At 28.6% G+C, this 21,073-nt stretch carries 19 protein-coding genes and 3 pseudogenes; 13 read left to right on the top strand and 9 right to left on the bottom strand.

From position 1 onward, the window contains the following. Positions 1-52: 52 nt before the first annotated feature. Together HMPREF0216_RS02670 and hcp are read left to right on the top strand one after the other, a co-directional pair. Complete coding sequence (locus HMPREF0216_RS02670) at positions 53-733, top strand: Crp/Fnr family transcriptional regulator (RefSeq protein ID WP_005210842.1); 681 nt, start codon at positions 53-55, stop codon at positions 731-733. A 107-nt stretch (positions 734-840) separates the two neighbouring features. After that, positions 841-2,572 (top strand): annotated as a pseudogene (gene hcp / locus HMPREF0216_RS02665) (hydroxylamine reductase). Positions 2,573-2,740: 168 nt separating this feature from the next. Here the strand turns inward: hcp and HMPREF0216_RS17600 are convergent. Together HMPREF0216_RS17600 and HMPREF0216_RS17595 are read right to left on the bottom strand one after the other, a co-directional pair. Then, a complete protein-coding gene (locus tag HMPREF0216_RS17600) occupies positions 2,741-3,184 on the bottom strand; it encodes a UTRA domain-containing protein (RefSeq protein ID WP_005210836.1) in 444 nt (147 codons plus the stop codon). Then, positions 3,147-3,455: a GntR family transcriptional regulator gene (locus HMPREF0216_RS17595; RefSeq protein WP_005210834.1), complete on the bottom strand. Its 309-nt coding sequence runs from the start codon at positions 3,453-3,455 to the stop codon at positions 3,147-3,149. Before HMPREF0216_RS17595 ends, HMPREF0216_RS17600 begins: the two co-directional genes overlap by 38 nt. A gap of 243 nt (positions 3,456-3,698) precedes the next feature. On the opposite strand from HMPREF0216_RS17595, the gene HMPREF0216_RS02655 reads away from it, so the two are divergent. Next, on the top strand, positions 3,699-5,000 hold the full coding sequence (locus HMPREF0216_RS02655; protein WP_005210832.1) for a class II D-tagatose-bisphosphate aldolase, non-catalytic subunit: 1,302 nt from the start codon (positions 3,699-3,701) through the stop codon (positions 4,998-5,000). Between the two features lie 303 nt (positions 5,001-5,303). On the opposite strand, the gene HMPREF0216_RS02650 is transcribed toward HMPREF0216_RS02655, so the two are convergent. From HMPREF0216_RS02650 to agaV, 3 genes are read right to left on the bottom strand one after another with little or no spacing between them, the layout of a single operon-like run. Further along, positions 5,304-6,146 (bottom strand): PTS system mannose/fructose/sorbose family transporter subunit IID, encoded by an 843-nt coding sequence (locus tag HMPREF0216_RS02650; RefSeq protein WP_005210830.1) that lies wholly within the window; start codon positions 6,144-6,146, stop codon positions 5,304-5,306. Then, positions 6,136-6,951 (bottom strand): PTS mannose/fructose/sorbose/N-acetylgalactosamine transporter subunit IIC, encoded by an 816-nt coding sequence (locus tag HMPREF0216_RS02645; RefSeq protein WP_005210827.1) that lies wholly within the window; start codon positions 6,949-6,951, stop codon positions 6,136-6,138. The genes HMPREF0216_RS02650 and HMPREF0216_RS02645 overlap by 11 nt, the downstream gene beginning before the upstream one ends. Positions 6,952-6,999: 48 nt before the next feature. Further along, positions 7,000-7,476: a PTS N-acetylgalactosamine transporter subunit IIB gene (gene agaV / locus HMPREF0216_RS02640; RefSeq protein WP_005210824.1), complete on the bottom strand. Its 477-nt coding sequence runs from the start codon at positions 7,474-7,476 to the stop codon at positions 7,000-7,002. Between the two features lie 369 nt (positions 7,477-7,845). On the opposite strand from agaV, the gene HMPREF0216_RS02635 reads away from it, so the two are divergent. Beyond that, positions 7,846-9,012, top strand: a complete 1,167-nt coding sequence (locus tag HMPREF0216_RS02635) for a helix-turn-helix transcriptional regulator (protein WP_005210822.1) — start codon at positions 7,846-7,848, stop codon at positions 9,010-9,012. Between the two features lie 168 nt (positions 9,013-9,180). Here HMPREF0216_RS02635 and yajC read toward each other — a convergent pair whose 3' ends face one another. The 3 genes from yajC to HMPREF0216_RS02620 are packed head-to-tail and all read right to left on the bottom strand — an operon-like array spanning position 9,181 to position 11,116. Further along, positions 9,181-9,459, bottom strand: coding sequence for a preprotein translocase subunit YajC (gene yajC, locus HMPREF0216_RS02630; RefSeq protein WP_005210820.1), 279 nt, complete (start codon positions 9,457-9,459; stop codon positions 9,181-9,183). Positions 9,460-9,461: 2 nt separating this feature from the next. Next, positions 9,462-9,893: a PTS galactosamine/N-acetylgalactosamine transporter subunit IIA gene (gene agaF, locus HMPREF0216_RS02625; RefSeq protein ID WP_005210818.1), complete on the bottom strand. Its 432-nt coding sequence runs from the start codon at positions 9,891-9,893 to the stop codon at positions 9,462-9,464. Positions 9,894-9,937: 44 nt separating this feature from the next. Next, entirely contained in the window at positions 9,938-11,116 is a 1,179-nt protein-coding gene (locus tag HMPREF0216_RS02620) for an SIS domain-containing protein (RefSeq protein WP_005210816.1), read from the bottom strand. 179 nt (positions 11,117-11,295) lie between these two features. On the opposite strand from HMPREF0216_RS02620, the pseudogene nagA reads away from it, so the two are divergent. The 6 genes and pseudogenes from nagA to HMPREF0216_RS02600 all read left to right on the top strand — a co-directional run bounded on the left by nagA (position 11,296) and on the right by HMPREF0216_RS02600 (position 16,514). Continuing rightward, positions 11,296-12,435: pseudogene (gene nagA / locus HMPREF0216_RS02615) on the top strand (N-acetylglucosamine-6-phosphate deacetylase). Then, positions 12,436-12,567 carry a hypothetical protein gene (locus HMPREF0216_RS17865; RefSeq protein WP_005210813.1) on the top strand — a complete coding sequence of 44 codons (132 nt, stop codon included), beginning with the start codon at positions 12,436-12,438 and terminating at the stop codon, positions 12,565-12,567. Positions 12,568-12,791: 224 nt separating this feature from the next. Then, positions 12,792-12,959, top strand: a complete 168-nt coding sequence (locus HMPREF0216_RS16990; protein WP_005210811.1) for a hypothetical protein — start codon at positions 12,792-12,794, stop codon at positions 12,957-12,959. Positions 12,960-13,006: 47 nt separating this feature from the next. After that, complete coding sequence (gene fba, locus HMPREF0216_RS02610; protein WP_005210809.1) at positions 13,007-13,858, top strand: class II fructose-1,6-bisphosphate aldolase; 852 nt, start codon at positions 13,007-13,009, stop codon at positions 13,856-13,858. A 402-nt stretch (positions 13,859-14,260) separates the two neighbouring features. Continuing rightward, positions 14,261-14,734 carry a flavodoxin family protein gene (locus tag HMPREF0216_RS02605; protein WP_005210806.1) on the top strand — a complete coding sequence of 158 codons (474 nt, stop codon included), beginning with the start codon at positions 14,261-14,263 and terminating at the stop codon, positions 14,732-14,734. Positions 14,735-14,755: 21 nt separating this feature from the next. Further along, a pseudogene (locus tag HMPREF0216_RS02600) lies at positions 14,756-16,514 on the top strand (helicase-related protein). 144 nt (positions 16,515-16,658) lie between these two features. On the opposite strand, the gene HMPREF0216_RS02595 reads toward HMPREF0216_RS02600, so the two are convergent. After that, positions 16,659-17,084, bottom strand: a complete 426-nt coding sequence (locus tag HMPREF0216_RS02595) for an RbsD/FucU family protein (RefSeq protein WP_005210801.1) — start codon at positions 17,082-17,084, stop codon at positions 16,659-16,661. 183 nt (positions 17,085-17,267) lie between these two features. On the opposite strand from HMPREF0216_RS02595, the gene HMPREF0216_RS02590 reads away from it, so the two are divergent. From HMPREF0216_RS02590 to HMPREF0216_RS02580, 3 genes are read left to right on the top strand one after another with little or no spacing between them, the layout of a single operon-like run. Continuing rightward, on the top strand, positions 17,268-18,758 hold the full coding sequence (locus tag HMPREF0216_RS02590) for a sugar ABC transporter ATP-binding protein (protein WP_040418646.1): 1,491 nt from the start codon (positions 17,268-17,270) through the stop codon (positions 18,756-18,758). A gap of 12 nt (positions 18,759-18,770) precedes the next feature. Continuing rightward, positions 18,771-19,808 (top strand): ABC transporter permease, encoded by a 1,038-nt coding sequence (locus tag HMPREF0216_RS02585; RefSeq protein WP_005210798.1) that lies wholly within the window; start codon positions 18,771-18,773, stop codon positions 19,806-19,808. Positions 19,809-19,849: 41 nt separating this feature from the next. Beyond that, entirely contained in the window at positions 19,850-20,998 is a 1,149-nt protein-coding gene (locus HMPREF0216_RS02580) for an ABC transporter substrate-binding protein (protein WP_005210796.1), read from the top strand. Positions 20,999-21,073: the final 75 nt, after the last annotated feature.

The following is a 21,073-nucleotide window of genomic DNA, read 5'->3' as shown; positions in this document are numbered from 1 at the left end:
AAATATTAATGTTAAAGTGTTTTAATATTAATTAATAAAAAGGGCTTAGAATATGGAAATTATAATTAATCAATTACAAAAAAATGAACTTTTTAAAGGCCTTAGTGCTGAAAAAATAGAAAATGTTATTAATAAAATAAAATATTCAATAAAAAGATATAGTAAAAATGAAATAATAGCTAATGAAGATGATGTATGTACAACATTATCGTTAGTATTAGATGGTAGTGTAGAGATACAGAGGTTATATTCAAATGGAAAATATATTGTATTAAAAAGATTAAGTACAGGTGATGTTTTTGGAGAAGCTTTAGTATTTTCAAAAGCAAAAACATATCCAGCTACGGTTATGTCTTTAAGTGAAAGTAGTATATTTTTTATCGATAAGGAAGATGTATTAAAATTATGTTCTACGGAAGAAAAAATATTAGAAAATTTTATATCTTTATTAAGCGATAAAGTTTTTATACTAAATTCTAAAATTAAAAGTATATCTTTTAAAAGTATAAGGCAGAGAGTAATTAATTTTATACTAGATGAAGTTAGAGAGCAAAAAAATAAAAACATAATTTTAAAAAACACTAAGGAAGAAATTGCGGCTAGTTTAGGAATTCCAAGACCATCCTTATCAAGAGAATTAATTTATTTAAGAGATAATGGATATATTAATTTTAGTAGAAGAAGTATAAGTGTAATTGATATTGAAAGTTTAGAAGAAGAATTATTTAATTAAAAAAGAGTTTGTAACATATGTTACAGATTCTTTTTTTATAAGAAGATAAAATAGTCACATAGAGTTAGTAAATATTAAATAAGTATTTTAAGAAGGAGATTTTAATAATGGAAAATAAAATGTTTTGCTTTCAATGTCAAGAAACAGCAGGATGCACAGGATGTACTAAATTTGGTGTGTGTGGAAAAAGCCCAGAGCTTGCTAACATGCAAGATTTATTAATATATGTAACTAAAGGATTATCAGAAGTAACTACAAGATTAAGAAGAGAAGGTAAGAAGATAGAAAAAGAGTTAAATCACTTTATTACTTTAAATCTTTTTACAACTATTACAAATGCAAATTTTGATAATGAAGTTTTTTATAGTCGAGTAAAGGAAACTTTAAGAATCAAAGAAGAATTAATAGATAAATTAGGCAATAAGGAAAATCTATCAGAAGCAGCTTTATGGAATGCAAATTCTAATGAAGATATGCATAAAAAAGCAGGCTTGTTAGAAAAAATTAAAAATGCTGTAGCTGGAAGTAAAGGAAGCTAAATCTTTAAATTTAATATTAAAAGAGAAATCAAATTCAGATGAAGTTGGTGTTCTTGCAACTAAGGATGAGGATATAAGATCTTTAAGAGAATTAATAACATATGGATTAAAAGGTTTATCAGCATATTCAAAGCATGCTAATGCATTAGGCTATGATAATGAAGAGATAGATGCATTTATGCAAGAAACTTTAGCTAAACTTTTAGATGATTCATTAAATGTAGATGAATTAATAACATTAACTTTAGAAACTGGTAAAGTAGGGGTTGATGGCATGGCATTATTAGATACTGCTAATACTACTACTTATGGAAATCCAGAAATAACAAAAGTTAATATAGGAGTAGGTAAAAATCCAGGTATATTAGTATCTGGACACGACTTAAAGGATATTGAACAATTATTAATTCAAACACAAGGAACAGGAATTGATGTGTATACTCACTCTGAAATGTTACCAGCGCACTATTATCCTAACTTAAAGAAGTACAAGCATTTAGTAGGTAACTATGGTAATGCATGGTGGAAGCAAAGAGAAGAATTTGAAAGCTTTAATGGTCCAATCCTTATGACTACAAACTGTATAGTACCACCAAAAAATGAAAGCTATAAATCAAGAATGTATACAACTGGTGCAGCTGGATTTGAAGGATGTGTTCATATTGAAGCTGATAAAAATGGAGTAAAAGATTTCTCAGTAATTATAGAACAAGCTAAGAAGTGCAAAGCTCCAACTGAAATAGAAAGTGGAGAAATTATTGGTGGATTTGCACATGCACAAGTATTAGCATTAGCTGATCAAGTTGTAGAAGCAGTTAAAACTGGAGCAATTAAGAAGTTCTTTGTTATGGCAGGATGTGATGGTAGAGCTAAATCAAGAAATTACTATACTGATTTTGCAAAAGCACTTCCAAAAGATACTATAATATTAACAGCAGGATGTGCTAAGTACAAATATAATAAATTAGATCTTGGAGATATAAATGGAATTCCAAGAGTTTTAGATGCTGGTCAATGTAATGATTCATACTCATTAGCATTAATAGCGTTAAAATTAAAGGAAGTATTTGAACTAGAAGATATTAATGAATTACCAATAGCATTTAATATCGCTTGGTATGAACAAAAAGCTGTAATAGTATTATTATCATTATTATATCTTGGAGTAAAAAATATTCATTTAGGGCCAACACTTCCAGCATTCCTTTCAACAAATGTAGCTAAGGTTTTAGTTGAGAACTTTGGTATAGCTGGAATAACTAATGTTGAGAATGATTTAAAGATATTTATGGAACAATAAAATAAATATATTGGTATAGCTAAGTAAAAGAAACTGTATCAAAATAGAAATCTTAAATTGAAAAGTACAAATAGTAAGTGATAGATTAGTCTAATATAATTTGCTATTTGTACTTTATTATTAAAATTAATTCATAAGTTTTTATTATTTAGTTAGTATGAAAAATTGTTAATAAGTTGATAAATTAACTTTAAATACGTACTTATCACCTCTAACTATAGATTGAGTATATTCAACAAGTTCATTTTCTTCGTAGCTAAATCTTTCAAGTAATATACAAGGGATTTTAGAAGATATTTTTAGTAAAGAGCATTCTTCACTATTAGGAATAATCGGTCTAAATGTTTCAGCAGCTTTATCTACTGATAAAGAATATTTAGAAGATAAGTATGAATAGAGAGATTTTTCTTCTAAAATATCTGTACTTATATTAAAAAATCTATTTTTAGGTAGATAGGTTATTTCTATCATTAAAGGATAATTTTTAGCGGAACGTAATCTTACAATTTTATGAAAAATTTCTCCTTTGGGTTTATTTAGTTTAGAAGATAATGAAGAGTCTAGTTGAAATTGTTCATAACTGGAGAATACTATTTCTAATAGTTTTATCATCTTTTTTTAATTCATCTGTAAATGAATAGAAGTTATACAAAGGTTGTTCAAATACTTGTGGTTTAATAAATGTTCCTTGTCCTTGGATTTTATAGATAAAGCCATTGTTTTGAAGAGTATTAAGAGCTTTTCTTACAGTTGATCTACTAACATTATAGTTAAGGCCTAACTCTCTTTCAGATGGTAGAGGAGAGTTTTCTGAAAAGATTCCATTTTTTATTTTAAATAAAATATCATCATATATATTCATATATAATGGTTGACTTTTCATAATTAATCCACCTCCTAACTTTCAAAATACTTGTATTACAGTATAAATATAACATATAATGTGATATATTTAAATAAGAAGATACAAGTTACATAACTTGTATCTTTTTATTTATAGAATATGTATGATAAGTGGGCCAAAATATTATGAAAAGCGAAAAGGTATTCTCTTTAACAAGCTATAATAATAAAATATAAATATGGGTATTTTATTCAATAAAGTGAATGAGAGGAGAGAATTTAAATGCATGAATTAATGAGAATAATAAAAGACTATAAAGCAGGAAAAAATAGTGGAATCTTTTCAGTTTGTACTTCAAACAAATATGTAATAGAAGCTGCTATGGATAGATTAAGAGATGGAGACAAGTATTTACTTGTAGAAGCTACAGCTAATCAAGTAGATCAATTTGGTGGATATACAGGAATGACGCCTAAAGATTATAAAGATTTTATATATGAGCTTTGTGATAAAAACAATTTTCCTAAAGAAAGAATAATATTAGGTGGAGATCATCTTGGACCATTAACATGGACAAACCTACAACCAGAAAAAGCTATGGAAAATTCAATGGAATTAATAAGGCAATACGTTTTAGCAGGATTTACTAAGATTCATATAGATACAAGTATGCAATTGCTTGGAGATAAAGAAAGTGGAGATTTTGGAGATAATGTCATAGCTGATAGAGCTGCTAGACTTTGTAAAGTAGCAGAAGAGGCATATGCTGAATTATTAAAGGAAAATCCTTTAGCAATTCATCCTGTATATGTAGTAGGAAGTGAAGTTCCAATTCCAGGAGGAGCTCAAGAAGAGGAGAATCATATACAAGTTACAAGTGTTTCAAATTTTGAAAATACAGTAAGATCATTTAAAGAGATTTTTATGAGCTATAATCTTTCAGAAGCTTTAGAGTATGTAATAGCAGTAGTTGTTCAACCAGGTGTTGAATTTGGTTCAGATAGTGTATGGTCATATGATAGAGAAAGTGCAAAAGAATTATCAGCAGCTATAAAAAATCATGATAATTTAGTTTTTGAAGCACATTCTACTGATTACCAAACTAAAGAGTCTTTAAGAAAAATGGTCGAGGATGGATATATAATATTAAAGGTTGGACCTGCATTAACATTTGGCTTTAGAGAAGCTGCTTTTGCATTGAATAGTATAGAGGAAGAGTTAGTACAGTATCATCCAGAGTTTGAAACATCTAGATTTAGAGAAATTTTAGATTTTGTAATGATGAAAAATCCTAATCAGTGGAAAAAACATTATATTGGTTCATTAGAAAAGATAAAATTTGAAAGAAAATATAGTTTATCAGATAGATGCAGATATTATATGCCGGATGAAGATGTAGAATTTGCTTTACAAAAATTACTAGATAATTTATCAAATGTAGAAATACCATTACCATTACTTAGTCAATATATGCATAGTCAATATGTAAAGGTAAGAGAAAATAAATTAAAGCTAGATCCATATGAATTATTAAAGGATAAGATAGGTGAATATATAGATGATTATATCTATGCAATCTCTTAGAATATTATAGTATTAAATGTATATCTACATTATATAAGGAAATGTAGATATACATTTTTTGTTTCAATAAAGTTTAGATTGTAAAAATATTATTTGATTTTGAGAGTAAGTAAAAAATATATATTAAAGAAAATATATTAATAGAGATAGAAGAATTTGTAGTTAGAAAAAATCAACATATTAATAATTATATTTTAAAACATATTAATGAATAAAATAAATAATTTAGGGAATAATATAAATAAATATTTTAATATATAAAAAAAGAAGCTGGAAGAATCCAGCCTCTTAAATTAATTTGTATTATCCCCACATTGTGAAGCCACATAAGTGACCAATTAATGCACCAACGATACCTATTACAAGTAAAAGAAGTATACAAGTAACTGGCTTCCAACCTTTCTTCTTAAGTAAGAAGAATAGTAATAATGTTAATGCTAGAGGAATCATTTGTGGTAAAACACCATCTAATATATTTTGAATATCGATAGGAGCTTCACCGTTTGGTATTACGATTCCTAATTTAGTTGCACCATAGTTAGAAGTTAAAGCACCAACTATGAATACACCTAGCATAGAAGCAGCACGAGTAAATTCTTTAGCATTCTTAGTTAGTATATCAATTGCTTTAGAACCTAAACTATAAGACCAGTGCATTAACCAATATCTTATAGCAAATTGAACAGCATTGAAAATTAATAAGAATAATATTGGTCCAGCTAAGGAACCATTTATAGCCATATTAGCAGTTATACCAGCAGTAATTGGAACTAGTGTAAACCAGAAGATCGCATCTCCGATACCACCTAAAGGTCCCATTGCAGCAACTCTAACGGCTCTGATAGTGTTTGTATCTGCCTTTTGTTGCTCTAAAGAAAGAATTATACCCATAACGAAAGTTACAAGGAATGGGTGAGTATTGAAGAATTCTAAGTTGTGTTGCATAGACTTAGAAAGGTCTTCTTTATTAGTGTGAATTTTCTTTAATCCTGGTAATATACCGTATAACCATCCTGCAGCTTGCATTCTTTCGTAGTTAAATGAAGCTTGTAAGAATAATGAACGCCAAACCATTTGATTTAAAGTTTTCTTATCAAGTTGTTTAGCTGGAGTTAAATCTTTATATTGAGTTGAATTAAATTCCATCTTCGTCATCTCCTCCTCCTACAGGTGCATACGCAGCACTGCTCTTCATTTTTACATTAGTTTGGAAGTCGTAAATAGCAACAGCAAATCCAATAAATGCGATTATTAATAGAGCTGAACCACTTAGACCATCTATCTTTCCTATGATAGTAGCTAGAGCAAAACCTGCGAAGTAAATACCCCATAAATCGTTTGATAACATGATACGTAAAAGTATTGCAAATCCAACATAACGCATCATTCCACCAGCAGCAGAAAGTCCACTCATGAACCAAGCAAATTTTTCTGACATTTCTGATAACCAATTACCAGCAGCAGCACCACCGATTAATCCTATAACAACTACTATTGCAAAGAATAATCCTAGAAGACCCATTGCCATGTAGTTAAGGCCTTCGATACCTTTTGTATCAGCATCTTCAGCATATTTATCAGCCTTTGACATTAATGGAGACATAATTGTAAATAATAAAGTTACACAATATTGTCCTATTAATGCGAATGGAACAGCTAGTCCAACAGCAGCAGCTGGTTCTAAGTTAGAAGAAACAGCGAATACAACTGCCATTATTCCACCGATAACAGCATTTGGAGGTTGAGCTCCTCCTACAGGCATGTTTCCGATTGTCATTAATTGATAAGTACCACCAACGATAAGTCCAGTTTGTAAGTCACCAAGAATTGCACCGATAACAGCACCAGATACAATTGGTTGATATAATGATTCCAAGAAACTAAATTGGTCTATACCTGCGATAAATGCAAATACTGCAACCAAAAGAATTTGAATAAAATTAAAATCCATATCACAAATCTCCTTTCGTAATTATTTAATTGTAATTATTGATTATAATTATTTGAAAAGTTTATCAATATTTTCTGTACCTTCAGTAGGAACTCTTCTAATTTCAAGCTCCACACCTAAATCTTTTAGTTTTCTGAACGCTTCAACGTCTTTATCGTCTACAGCAACAGATCCAGCAACTTGTCTCTTACCTTGAGCCATATGCATATTTCCGATGTTTACCTTTTTTATTGGCACACCACCTTCAACAAGTCTTAAAACATCAGCAGGAGTTTCACATACTATGAATATAAGTTGTCTTTCGCTAGCTTTGTGAATAGTGTTGATAGTTTTTTCGATTGTCCAATAACGAGTAGAAGCATAAGTTGGAGCAGCCATATCCATTAGACCTTGTCTAAGTTTATCACCAGCAACAACATCATTTGCAACTAGGATTAAGTTTGCACCAATAGATCCACACCATTGAGTAGCAACTTGTCCATGAATTAATCTGTTATCTATTCTTGTTAAAACAATGTTTGGCATAATATTCACCTCCTTATAAGTTGTTTTTATGTTTTTTGTAATCGACTCTACAATAATATTATAGATATTACATAATATAGAATCTTTAGAATTTTTAACATTTGTTTTATGTTTTTTAACAAAACGTTTACACGAAGACTAAAAATAATTAGGTCTACATTAATTATATATGTAACTAAAATTAAAATATAATATAAAAATGTAATTGTACTGAAAAAATGTTATTAAATTGAATGTTTGACAAATGATTTAGATAGATTAAAATATAAATGTGAATATAAAATATTTTATATTTATAAGATGGTATATGAGGACAAGTTAATATTAATGAAATATTAAGAAAATGTTATTTAAGAGGGGGAATTTGCTATGTATGATAAAACATCTAGCGCTGAATTTGGGAAATATGGGGGAGTTTATGAAGAATCAAAAGACATATCTAGTGAAGAACTCATAAGGAAAAAAGTTATTACTAGTGATAGGGTAATTTCAAGCCTATATAAATTTTCAGAGCCAGTATATGTTGAAATTGAAGAAGGAATGGCTTATATATTGATAAGTGAGCATAGTGATAGAGATTTCAAGCTATTTGGAGTACATAGAAATCTAGAAATAAAGCCTAATATGTATTTCAATATAATTCCAATGACTAAAGAAGTTACATTTAATTTAATAATTTCTCGTAACTATAATATTAAACTGGAGTTTTTAAATCCTCCATATGTATATAATAGAATATTACCAACTATAAACATTCCAGAAATAATGGCATATTATTATACTATTAAAAGTCCAAATTATAAATTTAAGGGAGAAAAACATAATGTGTATGAATTAACGTTCGTAGATAATGGAAGTTTAGATACAACAATAGATGATGTTAATTATAAATTAGATTCATATGATTTAATTATTTATGGAAAAAATCAATTCCATACTCAAACAGTAAATAGTGATTCATCTTGTTCATATTTAACAGTATTATTTGATATGGAATGTGATGATGATAGTGCTATATGTAATAGGGTATTTCATTGTAGAAAAGAACTCTATAAGATAGTAAGGAATTTTGCGAAAAATTTATCTTCAACAGCACCATATTCTCAAAACTTAATTTTAAGTAATTTTCACGAAATAATTATTAGATTATTTCAATATGATTATTTAGGACATGAAAATGATAAATTGCCTAAAGAATCTCATCAACATTTTCAAGATGAGTTATTAGAGGACATACTATCATATATAGATGAAACTATTTGTGAACCAATTGCTATAGAAGATATTTGTAGTAAATTTGCTGTTTCTAGATCTTCACTACAAATGTTATTTAAAAATAATTTAAACATAACTCCAAAGAAGTATATAAATGATTTAAAATTGGCAAAGAGTAAATTATTGATAAAGGAAAATAAATATACTATTAGTGAAATTGCATTTATGTTAGGATTTAGTTCTATACATTATTTTTCTAGAGCATTTACTCAACATTATGAAATAAGTCCTAGCGAATATGCGCAAACTGTATTTAATTAATAAATAATATGTAGTAATATTTTAAATTTTAAAGAAGCTATATCAAAAGGATATATAAATGTTTAATAAATAAATTAAATATAAATGGCAAATAGAGCATAGATGCTTATATATGTCTTTAATTTGCCATTTATATTTTGTCATTGTATAAATTCTATATATTGTAAATTAAGCTACGCTTTGAATTGCATATCTAGATACTGAAACTATTACATTTTTAGCAATTTCAACTTCTACGATATCATCTTTAACTTTAATTACTTTTCCGTAAACTGCACCACAGAACATAACTTTCATTCCAGGTTTTAAATCAGAATGTAGAGTTTTAAGTTCGGAAGTTTTCTTTTTAATATTTCTTGCTGATATAAATGTTAAAATTAATGCGGCTATTCCAAGTAGAACTCCTATTGTAATGCATGTCCAAATAATAACTTCCCAATTAATCATAATTAAATACCATCCTCACATTCAATTTCTTCATGTGCTATAAGTTCAAATTTAACAACTCCGCTTTTACCAACCTCTAAAGCTGAATCTGCTAGAGATGATAAGTCATCAATAATATCTTTAGTCATAGTTATTTCAAGTGCCATAGGTAAGTTTGTTCCACCTACTACTTGAATTGACTGCTCAACTTCAGTATTTAATTCAACTAAAGTTTTGAATGGTGAACCACCAGCTAAGTCTGTAAGAGCTAAAATATCATTACAACCATTTAAATTATTTAATGCAATTTTATATTTTTCTTTTAAACTTTCTGTAGAATCTGTTTCTAAAAAATCAACATATTCAACATTTGCAGGGCCACCAGCAATTAATTTTAAAGAGCTTTGTAAGCCAGTACCAAAATTTCCATGTCCACTAATTATTATTCCTATCATATTATTATCCTCTCTTCCGTAAGCTGAAAAATTATTTTAGTTATTTATTTACGAGTATAGTTGTATAATGTAACACCTTTAACAACACGGTTAACTTCTCCGGATGGACAAGGATTATCAGGTGTTATTCCCATTGATAAAGATTTTAATGTTGATAAAGTTTGAGCAAATGTAATATAAGCTAAACCTAATTCAACATTATTTGAATTATTACCAGTATTATAAGCATAGTAGTAATCAGCTAAAGATGATAATTCATCAGAATGTTTATCTGATACAACAGCTAGCTTATTTCCTTTTCTTTGAGAACTTATTTCTTTTATTAAATCTAATTCATATTTATAAGTGAATTCATCATTACTTACATATACTACTGTTAATGTAGAATCATCTATAATTGACTTTGGACCATGTCTAAATCCAAGTGGAGTATCAAATACAGCAACTGTTTTTCCAGCTGTTAATTCAAGCATTTTTAATGCAGATTCTTGTGATATTCCTTTTAAAGTATTACTTCCTAAATAAACAATTCTTTCAAAGTTATATTCATTAACTATTTTATTTACAACGTCATAACCTTCATCTAAGAATCTTTGAGTAGATGAACAAATATTAGTGATTACTTTTGATTTTTCATCTAAGTTATCAAGATTAAAGCAAAGGTATGTAGCTAAGTACATATTACTAAAACTAGATGTCATTGCAAATGATTGATCATGAGTTTCATCAGTAAGGTTTATTGCATAACAATTATCTAACTCTTCAGCCATTTTTGAAAGAGCACCATTTTTATTGCAAGTAACAAATAAATGATAAATATTATCACAAACAACATTAGCAGCTTCAACGGCTCCGATTGATTCAGGAGAATTACCAGAGCGACCAAAACTTATAAGTAATGTTGGTTTAGTTCTAGATAAATAATTCTCAGGTGTTGCAACTATATCAGTTGTACCATAAGATTTAACTTTATAATTAAGCAATGTATTTAAATGAGAATATAATGCATTACCAACAAATTCACTAGTACCTGCACCAGTTAATATTACATCATAATCCTCTTTAGTTATTACATTATTTATAAATGCTTGTATAGAACTTTTATTAGCTTTAATTTGTTCTAAAGTTTTTATCCATGTTTTAGGTTGTTGAAAGATTTCATTTAAATTAAATGTTGATTTAGTATCTTTCATTTGACTTTCGTTGATATTAAAAATATTCATAAATTCATCCCCTCCATATTTATTATAGCTATCAAAAGCTTTACTAATTCTAATTATAATGAAGACTCGTACAAATACAATGTAGGTACTAAAAGATATAATATCTATGTTAAAAAGTGCAAATATTGTAACAATAATCTTATGTATAATAAAGATAATGTTGAAAAAGGAGGGATAATATGTTAATACAAAGCAAGAATGTTTGGATTGCAGATCAGTTTATTTCAGCTCAAATTGAAATTGATGATAGTAAAATAACAAATATCTACAAATATAATGAAAAAGATGGGGCATATGATTATGGAAATAGGAAGATTGTCCCTGGATTTATAGATATTCATTGCCATGGTGCATATGGATTTGATACAAATGATGCTAATGATGAAGGCCTTAGAAATTGGACTAAGAAAATACCAAATGAAGGTGTTACAGCATTATTAGCAACAACTATAACTCAAAGTAGGGAAGTTTTAACTAATGCTGTAGCTAATGTAGCAAAAGTTGTTGAAGATGGATATGAAGGTGCAGAAATATTAGGGATACACTTTGAAGGACCATATCTTGATATGGAATATAAAGGTGCACAACCAAAACAGTTTATAGCAAAACCTACAGTTAAAGAATTTCAAACTTATCAAAAGGCTGCAAAAGGATTAATAAAATATGTTACTTTAGCAACTGAAGCAGATGAAGATTATGAATTAACAGAATATTTATATGATAATGGAATAGTTGTAAGTATAGGACATTCAGCTTCTACTTATGAAGAAGCAGTATTTGCCTTTGCTCATGGAGCTAGATCTCAAACTCATGTTTATAATGGTATGACTCCATTTAATCATAGACAAAATGGACTAGTTGGGTTTAGTTTAAGAGTTAATGGAATGTATGGGGAAATTATTTGTGATGGTAACCATTCTACTCCAGCAGCATTATATAATTTCTTTAATGCTAAGGGACCTGATTATGGAATTATGGTTACTGATGCATTAATGGCAAAAGGATTTGAACCAGGTTCAAGATTCATTTTTGGTGGAAATGAAATTGAAATATATGAAGATGGTAGTGCTCATTTAGTTAGCACAAAAGGATTAGCAGGTTCAACATTAAGAATGAATGAAGGTCTTAGAATATTAGTTGAAAAAGCTATGGTACCGTTTAATTATGCTATAAATGCATGAACTATTAATCCAGCAAAATGTTTAGGGATTGATAATCGTAAAGGTAGAATAGGTGTTGGATATGATAGTGATTTAGTAGTACTTAATGATGATTACTCAGTTCATCAAACTTATTGTTTAGGGAAGGCGATGTTGTAAATGAATAAAAATACTGTAGCTTTAGCAGGCAAAAATATTTATCTAGATATGTATGGAGATACAGTTTATTATAACGCATTTGATAAAAAAGGATATATTATATCTCCACAAGTTGACAAAAATTTAGAGTAATTTATTATAGGTATTCTATTATCATAATAGCTCTAATTTTATTAGGAGATTATTTTAAAACATTTCAAAGCACACTTTTAGTTGGTGTTGCAGCTACGGTTATAGCAGAATTATATTTTAGAGTAATATTTCTGAAAAAATTAAAATCTATAAAAGATTTTAAAAGGGAAAGAAAGCTTTCAAAATTAGAGATTATTATTAATAGTAAGGCAAAAGAGAAAACTATGATGAAATTGTGTGCTTATGTACTTTTAAGCATACTTATAGTTATAAATGCTATACAACAAAATTATAATATGATATTTATGACTTTAAGTATCATAGTGGCTATATATGGAATTTATTCAGCAATAATTAATGGTGTGGCTTTTAGTAAAATGAAAAATAAATAAAAAACATTTTTATTTAAGATAAATTTAATGGGAAAAGGAGAATTATTATGGAACTAATTACAACAAAAAACATATTAAAAAAGGCTCAAGAAGGACATTATGCAATAGGTGCTTTTAATGTTGAAAACATGGAAATGGTAATGGCAGTTATAAGTGCAGCAGAAGAAATGAATGCACCTGTAATAATGCAAACTACTCCATCTACAGTAAAATATGCAGGATTAGATTATTTCTTAGCAAATGTAAAGGTTGCAGCAAGTAGAGCAAGTGTACCAGTAGTTATGCATTTAGATCATGGGTCAAGCTTTGATTTAGCAGCACAAGCATTAAGAGCAGGATATACTTCAATTATGATAGATGGTTCTCATGAAAGTTTTGAAGATAATATAGCTGTATCTAAAGCAGTGGTAGATATGTGTAAACCTTCAGGAGTTGCAGTTGAAGCTGAACTTGGAAAAGTTGGAGGAAAAGAAGATGATTTAGATGGTGGAGAAGGAGATGCATATACAGATCCACAAGAAGCTAGAGAATTCGTTGAAAGAACAGGCGTTGACTCATTAGCTATAGCTATAGGTACAGCTCATGGTATGTATAAGGGAGAACCTAAATTAGATTTAGAAAGATTATCAGAAATAAGAGAAGTAGTATCAGTTCCACTTGTATTACATGGTGGATCAGGAATTCCAGATTCAAAGGTACAAGAAGCTATAAATAGAGGAATATGTAAAGTGAATTATGCTACAGAACTTAGAATAGCATTTACACATGGGGTTAATGAATATTTAAAGAGTAATCCTAATGAAATAGATCCTAAAAAGTACAATAAAGCTGGGCTTGAAGAAGTTAAGAAGTTTGTAAAAGAAAAAATACAAGTTTGTGGTTGTCAAAATAAAGCATAGAATAGAAAAAGACAAGCTTTTAATTAAAATTGATAACTAAACATTTAAATAAGGTTGGTGTAAGCCGACCTTATTTTTTATAAGCAGAAATTTAATTATTTCAATTAATAAGTAAAAATAAAAGTTCCAAGAATATTACCGGGGGAAGGTAGTATTCTCGGAACTTTTATTTTAAGAGGAAAATTATTTTTTATCTATCTACAAGTAATAGTATACTATAGTAATTTGTCAATTTTGTTACAATTGATAATTAAAATTTTAAATAGATATCTGTAATAAAAGCTTTGGGTAATAATGTAAAGTGACTTATAATAAGGTTATAGTAGAATGTATAAAAGATTAAAATGTATTAGTATTATAAGGAAAATAAATTAAAGTGCAATTAAATTTGGAGGAGAATTTATGAAAAATTTGGTTATATTCTATTCCTTAGAAGGAAATACAAGATTAATAGCTAATACGATAGCAAAAACTATAAATGCAGACATATTAGAGGTAAGGACTAAAAAGAAATACTATGATAAAGGATTTAGAAAGTATTTTTTTGGTGGTAAAGACGTTTTATTTAAGGTAAAACCACAACTTGAAGAAATAGATAAAAATATAAATAGTTATGAAAATATTTTTATTGGAACTCCTATATGGGTAGGAACATACGCACCAGCATATAATACTTTTTTAGAAAAATATAAAATACAGAATAAAAAAATAGCTCTATTTGCATGTCATGGTGGTGGAGGTGCTTTGAAATTTTACAATAATATAAAAGAAAAAATTCCAAATAATAAATTTATAGGTGAAATAGATTTTTTTGAGCTATTAATAGTAATAAAGAAGAGTGTTTGGAAAAAGTATCAAAATGGGCAAAATCAATAGTGAACTAATGGGAGGTAATATATGAAAAAGAATGCAGCACTTAGAGAATTTAAAAAGCTGAAGAGTCAAATAAATCAAATAGAAGAAATAGTACATCATTCAAAAGTAGGGGCACTTATAGAACAGGAAACATCAATAAGAAAAAAAATTAGACTATTAAAGGAAATGGAGAAAGAGGGATTCAAGGAATATGAATTTGTGTGTGAAAGATATGAGGAGCTATTAGAAGATGTTTCTAAGAGAATGCTTGAAGATTATAATAAGAAAAACAACACAGATTTTGATTTTTATGAAGTAGTTAGAGGGAATTATAATACATTTTTAAATTCAGGTTTTATGACGGTGCTTACAAAGCAACATATACCTAAATTAATTGGAGAGGCTTTTGAAGAAGCATTTCCTGATAATCCTAAAGATGAATATATGATAACTAGAAGAATGAAAAGAAAGATTTATATTCATTTAGGTGATACTAATACAGGTAAGACTTATAATGCAGTAGAAAGGCTTAAAACTGCTAAAAAAGGAGTTTATTTGTCGCCACTTAGAATACTTGCATTAGAAAATTATGAAAAGCTAAATAATGAAGGTGTAGTTTGTGATTTAATGACAGGTGAAGAAGAGATTATTAAGGAAAATGCTACGCATATATCTTGTACAATAGAAAAGGTAAACTTAAAGCAAAATTATGATATTGCAGTTATTGATGAAATTCAAATGATTAATGATAATCAAAGAGGTATTGCTTGGAGTAGAGCTGTACTTGGTCTTAGATGTAATGAAATTCATATTTGTGGAGCAATGAATGCTAAAGAATTATTAATTAAAATGTTAGATGATTGCGAAGATGACTATGAGATTAAAGAATATCATAGAAATATTCCTTTAGAAGTTGAAACTAAAAACTTTAGTTATAATGATGTTCAAGAAGGCGATGCTATAGTAGTTTTCTCTAAAAAGAGAGTGTTGGAAATAGCTCAAAGTTATTCTAATAATAATGTTAAGACAAGTATTATTTATGGTGACTTACCACCGGAAGTTAGAAAAATGCAATATGAACAATTTATAAATAAAGAAAATAAGGTTTTAGTAACAACAGATGCAATAGGCATGGGAGTTAATTTGCCAATTAGAAGAATAATATTCATGTCCATAAGAAAGTTTGATGGGGAAGAGGTCAGGGAATTAACATCTCAAGAAATTAAACAAGTTGCAGGTAGAGCAGGTAGAAAAGGTATATATGATATTGGATATGTTGCAGGAGTTTCTGATACACATAATATAATAAGTAGAAAGCTTGAAGAAAAAGATGAAGTAATAAAGCAGGCAGTTATAGGTCCATCAGAAGCTATACTTACTATTAAGAGTTTTACCTTTAAATGAAAAATTAGTACTTAGGAGAACTAGAGAAGAAAAAATTGATTATTATAGAAAGATGGATATAAGTGAATATCTTTTAATATTAGATAAAATAAAAAGATATAAATTAAAGGAAGAAGATCAGTGGGATTTACTAAAGGTTCCTTTTGATGTTTCAAATGAAGAATTAATGGATAAATTCTTAGAGTATGTTGATGAGGTATTTATTGCTAAACTTAAAGAATTAACAAAACCTAGTTGTTTTACAGGAAATCTTGATGACTTAGAAATTTATTATCAAAAAATTAATATGTACTATTCATTCTCTAAAATATTTAATTTAAAATTTGATGCTGAGTGGGTTTATAATGAAAGAATTAAGGTTAGCGAAGATATAAATGAAATATTAGTAAAAATTTAAAATAAAAGTTTTTAGAAAGCTAAAATTTAAAGTAAAAAAGTGATAGTTTAAAATGGGGATAATTATATAAATTATCCTAATTTTATATTGTCACTTTTTTGACTTTAATAAGTTGATTTTATTAAAATGTTTATTTTATAAGAGTTAAATAACTCCCTTTGTTAAAATTATGTTAGCATAAAGAGATTTTTCAGAAGTAGCTATAATTGCATATGAAGATTTCGCTTCTTCATAAAAATCAAATCTTTCAAGAAAACCAAATGAATCAAAGGTGTTAAAGCTTGATTTGATAATAGTTTCATAGGTTTCCCAAATTGTCGGAACAACAGTATCACCAGGGACTATACTCATTAGAGAAACAGGTTTTTTAGAGTAAGTATCCAAAGGAAATAACTTTAAAATATCCTCTAAAATTTCTGGTACAGCATGTCCATCAAGTCTTATTAGTCGTTGAGCACATCTAGTAGATGGGAAATTACCATCTGCTATAACTAACTTATCTCCGTGTCCCATTTCCATAAGTATTTTTAATAAATCAGGTGATAAAATTGGAGGTATACCTTTCAACATAAATAACATCTCCTTTATGAAGTAGATTTTATTAAAGTTTAACATAATTAACCAAATATATCAAGAATATGGAAGAATTACTTGAATAAACCAAATTATCTGTGTATAATGAAATCGTAAACAAAAACAAAAACAAAATAAAACAACAAAAACAAATAAAAAATGGGTGGAGGGAGTGATTGCATGAACGAAACTGTAGTATTAGAAATGAAAGGAATTGATAAAAGATTTCCAGGGGTGCATGCATTAAAGAGGTGTTCATTAAGCCTTAGAAAAGGTGAAGTTAATGCTTTAGCAGGAGAAAATGGAGCTGGTAAATCTACTTTGATGAAGATACTTACAGGAATTTATCAAAGAGATGAAGGTGAGATTACATACAATGGCAACAGTGTGGTATTTAAGAATCCAAGGGAAGCTCAAGAAGCTGGTATTGCTATTGTTCACCAAGAATTAAATTTAATGAATCATCTTACAGCAGCACAAAACATCTTCATTGGAAGAGAATCAGATGGATTTTTTTTGAATGATAAAATTATAAATAAAAAGACCGCTGAATTATTCAAGGAATTAAAACTAAATATAAAACCAACAGAAATAGTAGGTAATCTTTCTGTTGGAAAACAACAAATGATAGAAATTGCAAAAGCTATTTCATTTAAGTCAAATATTCTTATTTTAGATGAACCAACAGCTGCATTAACAGAATCAGAAACAAAAGAGTTATTTAGGATTATGAATGAACTAAAAACAAAGGGCGTTGGGATGATTTATATATCTCATAGAATGGATGAAATATTTAAGATTACAGATAGAATAACTGTAATGAGAGATGGTGAATTTATAAAAGAAGTAAAAACTAAAGATACAAATTTAAATGAAATAATTAAACTTATGGTAGGAAGAAATGTTTCAACAGAAAAAAAGGAAAAAAGTAATGTAAAAAAAGATGCAGAAACAATATTAGAGGTTAAAAACCTTAAATCTCATGTAGTTAAGGATATATCCTTTGATCTTAAAAAAGGAGAGATTTTAGGTTTTGCTGGATTAATGGGAGCAGGGAGAACTGAAGCAGCTAGGCTTTTATTTGGAGCAGATCCTAAAATATCAGGAGAAATATTTGTTAGGGGAAATAAGATTGATGTTAAGAATACTAGTGATGCTGTTAATGCAGGAATAGGATATCTTTCAGAGGATAGAAAAAGATTTGGTTTAGCAACTGGACTTTCTGTATCTGAAAATTCAGTTTTAGCTCACCTTGAAGATTTTCAATCAGGACTACTGATTGATGATAAAAAAGTTGAAATAGAAACCTTAAAATATGTTGATAAAATTAAAGTTAAAACTCCAACAATTAATCAATTAATTAAAAATTTATCGGGAGGAAATCAACAAAAAGTTGTAATAGCGAAATGGCTAATTAGAAATGCTGATATATTAATATTCGATGAGCCAACACGTGGAATTGATATTGGTGCAAAAAGTGAAATTTATAATTTAATGAATGAACTTGTTGCTGAAGGAAAATCGATAATAATGATATCTTCAGAGTTGCCAGAAATATTACGTATGAGTGATAGAGTAGTAGTTATGTGTGAAGGTAGACTCACAAAGATACTTAATATTGAAGATGCTAATCAAGAAGTAATTATGAAATATGCTACAGATAGAAAGTAGGAGGGATATTAAATGGGGAAGATAAAAGAAAATATCAAAGGAAAAGGATTACAAAAGTTTTTTTCGTTAGCTGCATTAGTAATATTAATATTAGCATTTTCACTATTAGGACAGAACTTTTTTAGTAAAGCTACATTTATAAATATACTAGATTCATCATATTATATTGGATTTATGGCAATTGGTGTTACCTTTGTAGTAATTACAGGTGGGATTGATCTTTCAATAGGAACAGTAATGATGTGTGCTACGCTTATTGGTGGACTTGCTCATAATTCATGGGGATGGCCAATTGGACTAGCTTTATTATTAATAGTAGTTATCGCAACAATATTTGGTCTTATTAATGGTATTTTAATAGCAAAGTTAAAATTACCTCCATTCATAGCAACATTAGGTACAATGTTAGTTTCTCAAGGTCTAGGTGCAATTATTGCAAAAGTTCAAACACAACGTTTTCCAACAGCTTATGAAGAAGCTGGATGGTTTAAATCTGTATTTTTTAAGACAGAAAATGGATTTCCAACAGGAATAATATTCTTATTAATATTTTTTATGCTTGCATATGTTATTTTAAATAAAACTCGTATAGGTAGATATACTTTTGCAATAGGAAGTAATAAAGAGGCTGTTAGGCTTTCAGGTGTAAGAGTAGATAGATGGGAAATGATGGTTTATGTTATTAGTGGATTTTTTGCTGGGCTTGCAGGTATAGTTTATGCAGCTGCGTATACAACTATAATACCAGGTACTGGAAATGGGTTGGAATTATTAGCTATTGCAGGAGTTGTTATTGGAGGAACTTCATTATCTGGTGGAGTTGGTTCAGTAGTAGGTACTATGATAGGTGTTTATATTATGAGTGTATTAAAAAATGGATTAATGTCAATGAATCTTCAAGGACAATGGCAAACATTTTTTACAGGAATAGTTGTTATTTGCGCTGTATTATTAGATATTTATAGAAATAAAAAATCAAATGAAATTAAATTAGATAATAAGACTGAAAGTAGTGCTAGTAAAAGTGTTAATAAAGTTTTAGAGCAGTAAACTGCTTAGTAATAAAATTAAAATTTAAGGGGGATTTTACAATGAAAAAAATTAAAAAAATGGTTTGCTTAGCGGCATCTCTTGCTTTAGTAGCTAGTATTGCTGGTTGTAGCTCATCAAACTCAAAAGACACAAGTGATACGTCAGACACTAATAATACAACAACGGAAGAAACAACTGATACAAGTTCTAAACCGTATATAGCTGTTATATCTAAGGGATTTCAACATCAATTTTGGCAAGTAGTTAAAAAAGGTGCAGAAGATGCAGCTAAGGAATTTAATGTTGATATTACTTTTGAAGGTCCAGCATCTGAAAGTGATATTAATGATCAAGTAAATATGGTTAATGCAGCACTTGCAAAAAAACCACAAGCTTTAGCTATAGCAGCACTTGATACTAAATCATTATCATCACAGTTATCAGATGCTCAAAGTCAAGGTATTCCTGTAATAGGATTTGACTCAGGTATTCCAGGAGCTCCAGATGGACAAGTTGCGGCTACTGCATCAACAGATAACTATAAGGCAGCACAAATTCCAGCTCAAAAGTTAATTGAAGATGAAGATATACTAGGTAAGATAAAGGCTGCAACTAAGGATAATCCGGTTGCCATAGGGGTAGTTTCTCAAGATGCTACAAGTGCATCATTAATTGATAGAACTCAAGGATTTATAGATGAAATGAAAGCTAAATGTGAAGAGATAGTAGGAGAAGGAAATGTAAGTGTTTCAGGACATGAAACATATAATGTAGCAGCTACAGGAGATGAAATAGTTAAAATCGTTGTAAATGTTCCCCCAACAACTTCTGCTACAGATGTTCAAAATGCAGCTCAATCTGTATTATCAACAAATAATTTAATTGCAGTATATGGTTCTAATCAAGGTGGAGTTGATGGTATATTAGCTGCGTCTAATGATGGTAAAGATTTCGATAAAGAAACTGGAAAATATAAAGATATAGTTGCCGTTGGATTTGATTCAGGTAAAGGTCAAATTACAGCTGTTAGAAATGGTTGGTTCTTAGGATCAGTTACACAAGATCCATACCAAATTGGTTATGATGCTGTTGCTCTTGCATATAAAGCATATAAGGGAGAAACAGTTTCTGATACAGATACTGGATCTAAATGGTATAATAAAGACAACATGGATGACGATGATATAAAGGATTTACTATACGAATAGAAGTTTTAAAGATTGTTACAAAACAAATATGTTTGTAACAATCTTTTTTGTATTTAGAAAACCACTTGCTATGCA

Origin of the sequence: Clostridium celatum DSM 1785, from assembly GCF_000320405.1 — a bacterium.
Lineage (GTDB): Bacteria > Bacillota > Clostridia > Clostridiales > Clostridiaceae > Clostridium > Clostridium celatum.
The sequence above is the reverse complement of the archived record's forward strand: the minus strand, read 5'-3'. Positions and strand labels throughout refer to the sequence as shown.